Raw genomic sequence first — 12,792 nt, 5'->3', positions numbered from 1 at the left:
CCGTATGACGCGGCGATTTACGTGCGAATCTCGCCGTGGCCGAACACCACGTACTTCAGCGAGGTCAGTCCTTCGAGGCCGACCGGGCCGCGTGCGTGCAGCTTGTCGTTCGAGATGCCGATCTCCGCGCCCAGGCCGTATTCGAAGCCGTCCGCGAAACGCGTCGACGCGTTGATCATCACGCTGGCCGAATCGACCTCGCGCAGGAAACGCATGCCGGCCGAATAGTTCTCGGTGACGATCGAATCGGTATGGGCCGAGCCGTAGGTATTGATATGGGCGATCGCCTCGTCGAGGCCGGACACCGTGCGGATTGCCAGCACCGGCGCCAGGTATTCGAGGCGCCAGTCCTCCTCGGTGGCATCGACGAGCCCCTTGATGCCGGCCGCTTCCAGCGTGGCGCGCGTGGCCGGGCAGACCCGCAGCTCGACGCCCTTCTGCTGGTAGATCTTGCACAGCGGCGGCAGCACGCGCGCGGCGATCGATTCGGCGACCAGCAGCGTTTCCATCGTGTTGCACGGCGCGTAGCGCTGCGTCTTGGCGTTGTCGCAGATGCGCACCGCCTTGTCGAGGTCGGCGTCGGCGTCGACGTAGACGTGGCAGATGCCGTCCAGATGCTTGATCATCGGCACGCGCGCCTCTTCCATCAGCCGCGCGATCAGGCTCTTGCCGCCGCGCGGCACGATCACGTCGACATACTCGGTCATCGTGATCAGGCGGCCGACCGCGGCGCGGTCGGTGGTCTCGACGACCTGCACCGCCTCGGCCGGCAGACCGGCTTCGGCCAGGCCCTCGGCGACCAGCCGGGCCAGCGCGGTATTCGATTCGATCGCTTCCGAACCGCCGCGCAGGATGGTCGCGTTGCCGGACTTCAGGCACAGCGCCGCGGCGTCGATCGTCACATTGGGACGCGACTCGTAGATGATGCCGATCACGCCGAGCGGCACGCGCATCTGGCCGACCTGGATGCCGGTCGGCCGGTATTTCATGTTGCCGATCTCGCCGATCGGATCGGGCAGCGCGGCGATCTGCTCGAGGCCCGCGGCCATCGTCGCGATGGCCTTGTCCGACAGCGTCAGGCGGTCGACGAAGGCGGCGTCCTGGCCGTTGGCGCGGGCGCGCTCGACATCGCGCGCATTGACGGCCTTCAACTGCTCGGCGTCGCGTCGGATCGCGGCGGCGATGGTCAGCAGCGCGCGGTTCTTGTCGGCGGTCGATGCGCGCGCCATCGCGCGCGATGCGGCGCGGGCCTGGCGGCCGACGCGGTCCATGTACTGGTAGAGGTCGAGCTCGTTCATATCGGGGGCCGGTCGGTGCGGCCTGGCAATCTTGTATTTTGGCGGGTCGCGCTGCGGGCGGCGCGGCGGCGCGGGTTCCGGCGGCGCTCGGCCGCAGGGCAGCGTTGGAACGGCGGCGGATCAGCGCGCGATCATCAGCGCCAGCTGCAGCAGGCCATCCCACGGCTCGGCCGGCATGCCGTCGACGCGCAGCCCCTTGGTCTGCCGGTCCAGCTTCGCGGCCATCGCCAGCGCGGCCTCGAGGCGCTCGGTGGACAGCCGCTGCGCGGCCTGCGGCACCAGCTTCTCGCGCGGTCCCCAGATGCGCAGCTCGCGGGTCAGCACGCCCATCGGCTTGCCGCCGGCTAGCCCCTGCCGGACCTTGGATAATACGCGAATTTCCTCGGTCAGCGCCCACAGCACCAGCACCGTGGCCTCGCCCTCGCCGCGCAGTCCTTCGAGCATCCGCACCAGCCGTGGCACGTCGCCGCCGAGCATCGCCTCGGACAGCTTGAACACGTCGTAGCGGGCGACATTGAGTACCGCGTCGTGGACCTGGTCGAAGGTCAGCACGCCGGCCGGGTACAGCAGCCCGAGCTTCTGGATTTCCTGATGCGCGGCCAGCAGGTTGCCCTCGACCTTGTCGGCGATGAACTGCAGCGCGCGGCGGCCCGGTTCGCCCGGTTCCACGCGCTGGTTCTGCAGCGCCAGCCGCTCGCCGACCCAGGCCGGCAGCCGGCTGCGATCGACGTTGTCGACCTTGATCGAGACGCCGGCGCCCTCGAGCGCCTGGAACCAGGCGGATTTCGACGCGGCGAAGTCCAGCCGCGGCAGCGTGATCAGCATCACCAGATCGGACGCGGACTGCGCGCCCGCCAGCTGCGCCGCCACCGCGCGCAGCGCCTCGCCGCCTTCCTTGCCTGGCTTGCCGGACGGAATGCGCAGCTCGACGATCTTGCGGTCGCCGAACAGCGACATCGATTGCTGGGCCTCCAGCAGCTGGCTCCACTGGAAGCCGCGCTCGGACACCAGCACGTCGCGCTCGCTGTAGCCGGCGTCGCGCGCCGCCTGGCGCAGACGGTCGACCGCCTCGAGCACCAGCAGATGCTCGTCGCCGTGTACCACGTACAGCGGCGCCAACCCGCGCGCCTGGGCCTGGCGCAGGTGACCGTCGAGGGCGTCGAGCTTGAGCTGCATCCGGTGGGCCGTGTCCGCCTGGCTTGCCTGTCGTGTCCGTGTTGCCTGTGCGTGCGCCGTGCGCGGCCTCAGGCGGGCTTGGCGGCGGCGAGCCGGCGCATCAGCTGCTGCACGATGTCGCGCTGCATGTCGCGATACAGCTGCTCTTCCTCGTAGCCCTTGGCCAGCGCGTTGGCCTCGTTGTAAGTCAGGTCGCGGAACAGCACCATCTGCGACGGCGCGATCATCTCGCGGCCGGCCGCATCGCGCAGCCGGAACGTGAAGCGCTGGGTCAGCCGGTATTCGCGCACGACACCGGCCGTCGTGATCGACAGCACGGTCCGCGTGCGGGTGTCCTCGAGCACGTCGAGCAGCGCGTCGGCCTGCTTCGGATCAGTGACGACGATGGTATCGGAACCGCCCTGGATCGCGCGCGTCAGTTCGGCGCCCATCAGCGAGTTCTTCGGGATGCCGACATACAGCCGCTTGAAGGCGAAGTCCGAGCTGCCGCGCAGATGGAAGCCACAGCCGGCCAGCGCACCGGCGGCCAGCAGCGCGGCCAGCACGGCGCGGCGATTCGGGTTCGGTCTAGTCATGGCGCGATTCCTTTGATTGGGACGATGGCGCGGCGGCGGGATGCCATTGCAGGGCGGCCCGCCTCAGACCACCACATTGACCAGGCGGCCGGGCACCACCACGATCTTCTTCGGCGCGGCACCGGCAGCGAACTTGGCGACGGTCTCGCTGGCGGCGGCCATCGCCTCGATCGCGGCGCGGTCGGCGTCGGCCGGCACCGTCAGGCTGCCGCGCACCTTGCCGTTGACCTGCAGCACCAGCTCGATCTCGCTCTGCACCAGCGCGGCCTCGTCGACCTGCGGCCACGGCGCATCGAGCAGATCGCCATGCGCGGTGGCGTAGCCCAGCTCCTGCCACAGCACGTGGGTGATGTGCGGCACCACCGGGTACAGCACGCGCAACAGGATGCCGAAGCCCTCGCGGCGCGCGGCCGGCGAAGCCGACTTGGCGTCTTCCAGCGCGTTGAGCATCTTCATCGCGGCGGACACCACGGTGTTGTACTGGATCCGCTGGTAATCGTAGTTGGCCTGGCGCAGCACGCCATGCACGTCGCGGCGCAGCGCGCGGTCCGCGTCGACGGCTTCACCGCCGGCGCCGGCCGCCCGGATCGCCTCGGCATTGGCCTGGCCATAGGCCCAGACGCGGCGCAGGAAGCGCGACGCGCCCTCGACGCCCGAGCTGCTCCACTCGAGCTGCTGCTCGGGCGGCGCGGCGAACATCGTGAACAGGCGCGCGGTGTCGGCGCCGTACTGGTCGATCAGTGCCTGCGGGTCGATGCCGTTGTTCTTGGACTTCGACATCTTCTCGACGCCGCCGATCTCGACCGGCTGGCCGTCGGCCTTCAGCGTCGCGCCGACCGGGCGGCCGCGCTCGTCGGTCTTCACATCGACGTCGGCGGGATTGAACCAGTGCTTCTTGCCGCTGGCGTCCTCGCGATAGTAGGTCTCGTTCAGCACCATGCCCTGCGTCAGCAGGTTGGTGAACGGCTCGCCGAACTTGACCAGGCCCAGGTCGCGCATCACCTTGGTCCAGAAGCGCGCGTACAGCAGGTGCAGGATCGCGTGTTCGATGCCGCCGATGTACTGGTCCATTGGCATCCAGTAGTCGTTGCGCGCATCGACCATCGTGGCCGCGTCCGGGCAGGTATAGCGCATGTAGTACCAGCACGAGTCGATGAACGTATCCATCGTGTCGGTCTCGCGCCGGGCCGGCTTGCCGCAGGACGGGCAGGTGCATTCGAGGAAGCGCGGATCCTTGGCGAGCGGATTGCCGCTGCCGTCCGGCACCAGGTCCTCGGGCAGCACCACCGGCAGGTCCTGCTCTGGCACCGGCACCACGCCGCAGCTGTCGCAATGGATCAGCGGGATCGGCGTGCCCCAGTAGCGCTGGCGCGAAATGCCCCAGTCGCGCAGGCGCCAGGTCACCTTCTTCTCGCCCAGGCCCTTGGCGGCCAGGTCGGCGGCGATCGCGTCGACCGCGGCGCGATGGTGCAGGCCGTCGTAGTGGCCGCTATGGATACAGCGGCCATGTTCCTTGTCGGCGTACCAGTCCTGCCAGGCCTCGGTCGAGAACGGCCGACCCTCGACGTCGATGACCTGCTTGATCGGCAGGCCGTACTTGCGCGCGAAGGCGAAGTCGCGCTCGTCGTGGGCGGGCACGCCCATCACCGCGCCGTCGCCGTAGCTCATCAGCACGTAGTTGCCGACCCAGACATCGACCGGCTCGCCGGTCAGCGGGTGCACGACCTTCAGGCCGGTCGGCATGCCCTTCTTTTCCATGGTCGCCATGTCGGCTTCCATCACCGAGCCGTGCTTGCACTCGTCGATGAAGGCGGCCAGTTCCGGATTGGTCGAGGCGGCGTGCGTTGCCAGCGGGTGCTCGGCGGCGACCGCGCAGAAGGTCACACCCATGATGGTGTCGGCGCGCGTGGTGAACACATACAGCTTGCCGCCGCCGATCAGCTCGCCGTCGTCGCCGACGATCGCGTGCGGGAAGGCGAAGCGCACGCCCTCGCTCTTGCCGATCCAGTTCTGCTGCATCACCTTGACGCGCTCGGGCCAGCCCAGGCCTTCGAGCTCGCCCAGCAGTTCCTCCGCGTATTGCGTGATGCCGAGGTAGTACATCGGGATCTCGCGCTTTTCGACCACCGCGCCGGAGCGCCAGCCGCGGCCGTCGATCACCTGCTCGTTGGCCAGCACGGTCTGGTCGATCGGATCCCAGTTGACGGTGCCGGTCTTGCGATAGGCGATGCCCTTCTCCAGCATCTTCAGGAACAGCCACTGGTTCCAGCGGTAGTAGTTCGGATCGCAGGTGGCGACCTCGCGCGACCAGTCGATCGCCAGGCCCATCGACGCCATCTGCTTCTTCATGTACGCGATGTTGTCGTAGGTCCAGGCGGCCGGCGCCACGCGGTTGTTGATCGCGGCGTTCTCGGCCGGCATGCCGAAGGCGTCCCAGCCCATCGGCATCAGCACGTTATGGCCGTTCATGCGCAGGTAGCGCGCCATCACGTCGTTGATCGTGTAGTTGCGCACGTGGCCCATATGAAGCTTGCCCGACGGATACGGCAGCATCGAGCAGGCATAGAACTTGGGCTTCTCCTTGCCGTCGGGGCCCACCGCGTGCTCGTCGACGCGATAGGCATCGATGGCTTGCCAGTGCTGGCGGGCGGATTCTTCGACTTCGGCGGGGAGGTATTTGTCTTGCATGGTTGGGACAGCGGTGCGCACGCGGCGCATCGGCAATGTGGAATCTGGCAGCGGTGGAAGGCACGCCGGCCGTTGCGGCGTGCGGAAAGCGCCGATTATAACCGGCGGTGGCCGGCGGAAACGGCCTGCGCCCGCCATCGCGGGGGCCGCAGGCGCGTGCATGGCAGGACTTACTTCAGGCCCAGTACGTCCTGCATGTCGAACATCCCGTTCGGCTTGCCGGCCAGGAAGCGGGCGGCGCGTACCGCGCCATCGGCATACGACTGGCGGCTCGAGGCCTTGTGCGTGATCTCGATGCGCTCGCCGATGCCGGCGAACAGCACGGTGTGGTCGCCGACGATATCGCCGCCGCGCACCGTGGCAAACCCGATCGAATTCCCTTCGCGCTCGCCGGTATGGCCCTCGCGGGCGAACACGCCGCAGGTCTTCAGGTCGCGGCCGAGCGCTTCGGCGATGACCTCACCCATCTTCAGCGCGGTGCCCGACGGCGCGTCGACCTTGTGGCGATGGTGGGCCTCGATGATCTCGATGTCGTAGCCCGTGGACAGCATCTTCGCGGCCACCTCGAGCAGCTTGAAGGTCGCGTTGACGCCGACGCTCATATTGGCGGCGAAGACCACGCCGATCGACTGCGCGGCCTCGGCCAGCGCGGCCTTGCCGGCATCGTCGAAGCCCGTGGTGCCGATCACCATCTTGACGCCGAGACGGCGCGCCACCTGCAGATGGGCCAGCGTGCCCTCGGGGCGGGTGAAGTCGATCAGGCAGTCCGCACCGGCCAGCGCGGCCTCGATGTCCGAGGTGATCGTGACACCGGTCTCGCGGCCGAGGAACAGGCCCGCGTCCTGCCCCAGCGCAGCGGCGCCGGGCGCATCGAGCGCGCCGGCCAGCGTCACGCCCTCGGCGTCCAGCACATATTCGATCAACATGCGGCCCATGCGGCCGGAGGCGCCGGCGATAGCGAGTTTCATGGCGAGTCGGTTCCCCGGAAAGAAATCAGGCGAATTTCAGCGAATGACAGCGAATACGGTCAACAAGACCGGAATGGCGCCGGGCGCTGCGTGGAACGGCCACGCGCGCAACGGCGCGGGTGCTACGGCAGGGGCGACCGGGCGGTGGCCCGCGCCCGCTGCCTACTTGAGGGTGTAGGCGGGGCCGGCGCTGGCGGCGCGCTCGCTGGCCGGCTCGGCCGCGGGCTGCGACGGCGTCGCACCGGCCGGCGCTGCGGCGGCTTCGGAAGCGGAGGCGGACGGCTGTGCTTGCGCCTGGGGCTGCGCGGCTTCGGCCGGGGCCTGCGGCTGCTGGCCGCCCTGCTGAGCCGGCGGCTCGGCCGGCGCGGCGGCCTGCTGCGGCGCCGGCTTGGCGCCCTTCGCGTCCGGCGCGCGCTTCATGCCGTCGATCTCGGCGATCAGTTCGTATTCCGACGGCAGTTCATCGCCGCCGAAGCGGACCAGACGATCGTTGTCGAAGAACACGGTGAAGCGGCGCTGCTGCACCACCTGGGTATTGCCGCGCTTGAACGAGAACACATAGTCCCAGCGATTGGCGTGGAACACGTCGGTCAGCAGCGGCGTGCCGAGCAGGAACTGCACCTGGTCGCGGGTCATGCCCTCGCGCAACTGAGCGGCGGCTTCGCGCGAGACGAAGTTGCCCTGGACGATATTGATCCGGTACGGCGTGATCGCGTTGGCGATCTTGCGGGAAGTGCTGTCGTAGGTCGAGCAGGCGGCGGAGGCCAGCGTGATGGCTGCCAGAAGCGTGGTCAGCAGCGCCGGGCGCAGGGCGGATGTTCGAATGGAATCCATGTAACTCGCAGTTCTCGCTACCGAAGGAAGGGAAAGTGCCGGTCGGTGGGCATGGGCCGCGTGTCCGCGCGGACACGCGCTCGCCGCCGCGTGAAGGGATCAGCGCATTGCCAGCACCGGCGGCGCCGGGCGACTTTTGCCGGCAAAACCCTTATGATTCAACAATCCAGACATTGTACTCTAGGGAGTCACGCCCATGCCGAGTCCGGCGGAACTCAAAAATATCGGCCTGAAAGCAACCGTGCCGCGGCTGAAGATCCTCGAAATCTTTCAGACCAGCGAGCAGCGCCATCTGAGCGCGGAAGACGTCTATCGCATCCTGCTCAACGAGCATATGGATATCGGGCTGGCCACCGTCTATCGCGTGCTGACCCAGTTCGAACAAGCCGGCCTGCTGTCGCGCAACAACTTCGAATCGGGCAAGGCCATCTTCGAACTGAACGAAGGCAAGCACCACGATCACCTGGTCTGTCTCGATTGCGGCCGCGTCGAGGAATTCTTCGACGGCGAGATCGAACAACGCCAGCAAAGCATCGCGCGCGAACGTGGCTTCGCGCTGCAGGAGCATGCGCTGTCGCTGTACGGCAATTGCACCAAGACCGCTTGCCCGCATCGGCCCAAGCGCTGATGCACGGTACCGCGTGCGAGGAGGCACGCGGCGGCAACAAAAAAACCGGCGCCAGGCGCCGGTTTTTTGTTGTGCAGCGGTGCCGCGCACCAGATCTGCCTAGACCTGCTCGCGCTCGATCTCGGCCATGCGCTGGGGCAGCCCGGGCACCGGCACGCCGACAAATTCGGCCACGACCTGGCGGAACAGTCCGCGCGCCCAGACCAGCATCGGATGGGTGTTGCGGCTGCGGTGCCAAAACATGTTCAGGCCGAGCGTGGTCTGGATTTCGGCCGGCAGCGGGAACGCGTTCAGGCCGTAGCTTTCGCAGGCGACGTCCTTGGTCAGCGCGTTGACGGTGAAGATCATGTCGGTCTGCGCGGCCAGTTCGGCCTGGGCGCGCCACGAGTGCACGGTCAGCGCCGCATTGCGCTTCAGGCCGCGCTGCTGCAGCGCGTAGTCCAGCGGAATCAGCGAAGGTGCCGGGCGCCCGGTGCCGCCCGCCGAGGCCATGAAGATATGGCCGCACTCGAGATAGTGGTCCAGCGTGCAGGCTGTCTGCAGCAACGGGTGCCCCTTGCGCGCGCAAACCCACAGGTTCAGCGCGGCGACGGTTTCCTCGACGATCTCCGGGTGGCCGGTCGGCAGCGCGCTGAACGCCAAATCCAGCTCGTTGGCGCGCATCGAGGCCACATCGGCCTCCCACGAATGGGATTCGACCAGACGGATATGCAGTTCGGGAGCCAGCTGCGCCAGGCGCAACACGAAGCGGTTGAACACCGTATCGCCGAGTTCGGCGGCAAAGCCGATATGCAGCGTGCCGGACGCGACCGCGGGATCGAAGTTATCGACGTCGCCCTCGTTGATCGAGGACCACAGGTCCAGCATCTCGCGGATCTTCGGTCCGAGTTCGAGCGCGCGCGGCGTCGGCGTCAGGCCATGCGGGACGCGGATGAACAGCGGGTCGTCGAAGATCTCGCGCAGCCGGCCCAGCGAGTGCGATACCGCTGGCGCCGTCATGTGCATCTTCTCGGCGACATAGGTCGCGTTCCGCTTGCTGAGCAACTCGGTGAAGATCACGAGCAGCTTGGTGTCAACGTTCACCATGATCACGCCCAGTTCAGGTTTGATACGCGTGGCCAGGCGAGCGCACGCGAGGACACTAAGGCTAGTGTAAGATCAAATCGCCACTTCGGGGAAGCGAAAACGTCATTTTTACTCGCCCGGGAACCCCTCCGTAGCGGGGTTCTTGTGTCGTATTTACCATATTTTACAGTCCGTGCGTGGGCTGGCGCACACAGGCCATAAAAAACGGCGCCACATGGGCGCCGCTTCGGAGTCCCCGCCAAAGCGGTGACGTCGGCCATTGACCACAGGCCGATTTACTTGGCGTTCATCAGCGCCACGGTGGTATCGAGCATCCGGTTGGAGAAGCCCCACTCGTTGTCGTACCAGCTCGACACCTTGACCAGATTGCCGGACACCTTGGTCAGCGTCGCGTCGAAGGTCGACGAGGCCGGGTTGTGGTTGAAGTCGACCGACACCAGCGGTGCGGTGTTGTAGTCGAGGATGCCCTTGAGCTCGCCTTCCGACGCGGCCTTCAGGATCGCGTTGACTTCATCGACGGTGGTCTCGCGCGCGGCGACGAACGACAGGTCGACCAGCGACACGTTGATGGTCGGCACGCGGATCGCGAAGCCGTCCAGCTTGCCGTTCAGTTCCGGCATCACCAGGCCGACCGCGGCGGCGGCGCCGGTCTTGGTCGGGATCATCGACTGGGTGGCCGAACGCGCGCGGCGCAGGTCCTCGTGATAGACGTCGGTCAGCACCTGGTCGTTGGTATAGGCGTGCACCGTGGTCATCAGGCCGGTCACCACGCCCAGCTTCTCGTGCAGCGGCTTGACCAGCGGGGCCAGGCAGTTGGTGGTGCACGAGGCGTTCGAGATCACGGTGTCCGAGGCCTTCAGCACGTTGTGGTTGACGCCGTAGACGATGGTCGCGTCGACGTCCTTGCCGCCCGGCGCCGAGATGATGACCTTCTTCGCGCCGCCGGCCAGGTGAGCCGAGGCCTTTTCCTTGGAGGTGAAGAAACCGGTGCACTCCATCACCACGTCGACGCCCAGCTCGCCCCACGGCAGTTCGGCCGGATTGCGGTTGGCCAGCACCCGGATCTTGTCGCCGTTGACGACCATGTAGTCGCCCTCGACCGACACGGTGCCCGGGAACTTGCCATGGGCGGTGTCGTACTGCGTCAGGTGGGCGTTGGTCTTGGCATCGCCGAGGTCGTTGATCGCGACGATCTCGATGTCATGCTTCTTGCCGCCTTCGTAGTGGGCGCGCAGCACGTTGCGGCCGATACGGCCATAGCCGTTGATGGCAACCTTGATAGTCATGGTACGTCTCCTGAACGGGAAGTAGAAAAAGCTGCGGGCGCCCGGGCCGGCGACGGCAGCGCCGCCGCGCCCGCACGTCCCTGAAAGTCAGATCACGCTCTTGACGGTGTTCGCCACGTTCTCGACGGTGAACCCGAAGTGCTTGAACAATACGCCAGCCGGCGCCGATTCGCCGAAGGTGTCGATGCCCACCACCGCCTGCACCTGGTACTTCCACCAGAAGTCGGTGACGCCGGCCTCGACCGCCACGCGGGGTACGCCCGCGGGCAGCACCGTCGACTTGTATGCCGCATCCTGCTTGTCGAACACAGTCGTCGAGGGCACAGACACGACACGCACACGGATCCCTTCGGCGGCCAGCTGGTCGGCCGCGCCGACCGCCAGGCCCACTTCCGAGCCGGTCGCGACGATCACCGCATCGGGCAGGCCGGTGCGGGGGTTGACGTTGTCGCGCAGCACGTAGCCGCCGCGCGCGATGTTGGCGCGGGTGGCATCGTCACGCTTCTGGAACGGCAGGTTCTGGCGGCTGAAGATCAGGCAGCTGGGACCGTTCTCGCGGCGGATCGCCTCGGCCCACGCCACCGCGGTTTCGGTGGTATCGGCGGTGCGCCAGACGTCCATGTTCGGGATCAGGCGCAGGCTGGCGACGTGCTCGATCGACTGGTGGGTCGGGCCGTCCTCGCCCAGGCCGATCGAATCGTGCGTAAACACGAACAGCGTGCGGATCTTCATCAGCGCCGCCATGCGCAGCGCATTGCGGCTGTAGTCGGAGAACGTCAGGAAGGTGCCGCCGTAGGGGATGTAGCCGCCATGCAGCGTGATGCCGTTCATGATCGCGCTCATGCCGAACTCGCGCACACCATAGTTGATGTGGTTGCCCCAGGCATCGACGCGTACCGCCTTGCTGCCCGACCAGTTGGTCAGGTTCGAGCCGGTCAGGTCGGCCGAGCCGCCGAGCAGTTCGGGCAGCACCGGCGCCAGCGCCTCGATCGCGTTCTGGCTGGCCTTGCGGGTGGCGATGGTCTCGGCCTTTTCCTCGCACTTGGCCAGATAGGCCTGCACCGCGGCGTCGAACGCGCCGGGCAACTCGCCGCGCATGCGGCGCTCGAACTCGCCGGCTTCGTACGGATAACGCTCCGAATAGCCCTCGAACAGCGCGGCCCAGGCCTTCTCCAGCGCCGCGCCATTGGCCTTGGCGTCCCACGCCGCATAGACCTCTTCCGGCAATTCGAACGGGGCGTGGCTCCAGCCCAGCGCCTCGCGCGTCGCCAGGATCTCGGCGCCGCCCAGCGGGGCGCCGTGCACGTCGTGGCCGCCCTGCTTGTTCGGGGATCCCTTGCCGATCACGGTGCGGCAGCAGATCAGCGTCGGCTTGTCGCTGGCCTTGGCCTGCGCGATGGCGGCGTCGATCGCGTTGACGTCATGGCCATCGACCGCGCGGATCACGTTCCAGCCATAGGCCTCGAAGCGCTTCGGGGTGTCGTCGGAGAACCAGTGCTCGACGTCGCCGTCGATCGAGATGCCGTTGTCGTCCCACAGCGCGATCAGCTTGTTCAGCTGCAGCGTGCCGGCCAGCGAGCAGGCCTCGTGGCTGATGCCCTCCATCAGGCAGCCGTCGCCGAGGAAGACATAGGTGTAGTGGTTGACGATGTCGAAGCCGGGACGGTTGAACTCCTCGCCCAGCAGCCGCTCGGCCAGCGCCATGCCGACCGCGTTGGTGATGCCCTGGCCCAGCGGGCCGGTGGTGGTCTCGACGCCCGGCGTGATGCCGTATTCCGGATGCCCCGCGGTCTTGCTGTGCAGCTGGCGGAAGTTCTTCAGCTCCTCGATCGGCAGCTCGTAGCCGGTCAGATGCAGCAGCGCGTACAGCAGCATCGAGCCGTGGCCGTTGGACAGCACGAAGCGGTCGCGGTCGGCCCACTTCGGATTGACCGGGTTATGCTTCAGATGACGGCTCCACAACGCGACGGCGATATCGGCCATGCCCATCGGCATGCCCGGATGGCCCGAATTGGCCTGCTGGACGGCGTCCATCGCCAGGACGCGGATCGCATTGGCCATCAGCGACGCGGGCTGGCTGGCATAGGGGCTGGTGGCTGGGTGTGCGAGGTGAGACATGCGGCGGGAAATTGGCGGCGGGAAAAGCGCGATTTTACCAGAAGGAGGCGACGTTTCCGGTACGGCGGCGGCCCCGACGGCGCCTTCCGAGGCCGGCCTCGAATGGCGTGAATGGCTATCCAGAGGCGTCGGCTC

Annotated in this window: 10 protein-coding genes; 1 reads left to right on the top strand and 9 read right to left on the bottom strand. The window is 67.3% G+C overall.

Annotated elements, in window-relative coordinates; translation table 11 throughout:
• Positions 1 to 17 precede the first annotated feature (17 nt).
• The 6 genes from M1D55_RS12075 to M1D55_RS12050 all read right to left on the bottom strand — a co-directional run bounded on the left by M1D55_RS12075 (position 18) and on the right by M1D55_RS12050 (position 7,539).
• Positions 18 to 1,298: a glutamate-5-semialdehyde dehydrogenase gene (locus M1D55_RS12075; protein ID WP_232206750.1), complete on the bottom strand. Its 1,281-nt coding sequence runs from the start codon at positions 1,296 to 1,298 to the stop codon at positions 18 to 20.
• Between the two features lie 120 nt (positions 1,299 to 1,418).
• Positions 1,419 to 2,474, bottom strand: coding sequence for a DNA polymerase III subunit delta (holA, locus tag M1D55_RS12070; protein WP_456282261.1), 1,056 nt, complete (start codon positions 2,472 to 2,474; stop codon positions 1,419 to 1,421).
• A gap of 68 nt (positions 2,475 to 2,542) precedes the next feature.
• The gene (locus tag M1D55_RS12065) at positions 2,543 to 3,049 is read right to left on the bottom strand and encodes an LPS-assembly lipoprotein LptE (protein WP_006579735.1); all 507 of its coding nucleotides are present in this window, start codon (positions 3,047 to 3,049) and stop codon (positions 2,543 to 2,545) included.
• A 63-nt stretch (positions 3,050 to 3,112) separates the two neighbouring features.
• The gene (leuS, locus tag M1D55_RS12060) at positions 3,113 to 5,737 is read right to left on the bottom strand and encodes a leucine--tRNA ligase (RefSeq protein WP_064576544.1); all 2,625 of its coding nucleotides are present in this window, start codon (positions 5,735 to 5,737) and stop codon (positions 3,113 to 3,115) included.
• A 170-nt stretch (positions 5,738 to 5,907) separates the two neighbouring features.
• Positions 5,908 to 6,705, bottom strand: a complete 798-nt coding sequence (dapB, locus tag M1D55_RS12055; protein ID WP_456282260.1) for a 4-hydroxy-tetrahydrodipicolinate reductase — start codon at positions 6,703 to 6,705, stop codon at positions 5,908 to 5,910.
• 162 nt (positions 6,706 to 6,867) lie between these two features.
• Positions 6,868 to 7,539 carry an outer membrane protein assembly factor BamE gene (locus tag M1D55_RS12050; RefSeq protein ID WP_456282259.1) on the bottom strand — a complete coding sequence of 224 codons (672 nt, stop codon included), beginning with the start codon at positions 7,537 to 7,539 and terminating at the stop codon, positions 6,868 to 6,870.
• Between the two features lie 196 nt (positions 7,540 to 7,735).
• Between M1D55_RS12050 and fur the strand changes: the two genes are divergently transcribed.
• A complete protein-coding gene (gene fur, locus M1D55_RS12045; protein WP_023263964.1) occupies positions 7,736 to 8,167 on the top strand; it encodes a ferric iron uptake transcriptional regulator in 432 nt (143 codons plus the stop codon).
• Between the two features lie 99 nt (positions 8,168 to 8,266).
• On the opposite strand, the gene M1D55_RS12040 is transcribed toward fur, so the two are convergent.
• The 3 genes from M1D55_RS12040 to tkt all read right to left on the bottom strand — a co-directional run bounded on the left by M1D55_RS12040 (position 8,267) and on the right by tkt (position 12,657).
• Entirely contained in the window at positions 8,267 to 9,253 is a 987-nt protein-coding gene (locus M1D55_RS12040; protein ID WP_043438440.1) for a LysR family transcriptional regulator, read from the bottom strand.
• A 275-nt stretch (positions 9,254 to 9,528) separates the two neighbouring features.
• Positions 9,529 to 10,539 (bottom strand): type I glyceraldehyde-3-phosphate dehydrogenase, encoded by a 1,011-nt coding sequence (gene gap, locus M1D55_RS12035; protein ID WP_006579985.1) that lies wholly within the window; start codon positions 10,537 to 10,539, stop codon positions 9,529 to 9,531.
• Between the two features lie 87 nt (positions 10,540 to 10,626).
• A complete protein-coding gene (tkt, locus tag M1D55_RS12030) occupies positions 10,627 to 12,657 on the bottom strand; it encodes a transketolase (protein WP_197498381.1) in 2,031 nt (676 codons plus the stop codon).
• Between the last annotated feature and the right edge of the window lie 135 nt (positions 12,658 to 12,792).

Source organism: Cupriavidus sp. JZ107 (assembly GCF_053903255.1).
This window is presented reverse-complemented; position numbering and strand designations above follow the sequence as displayed.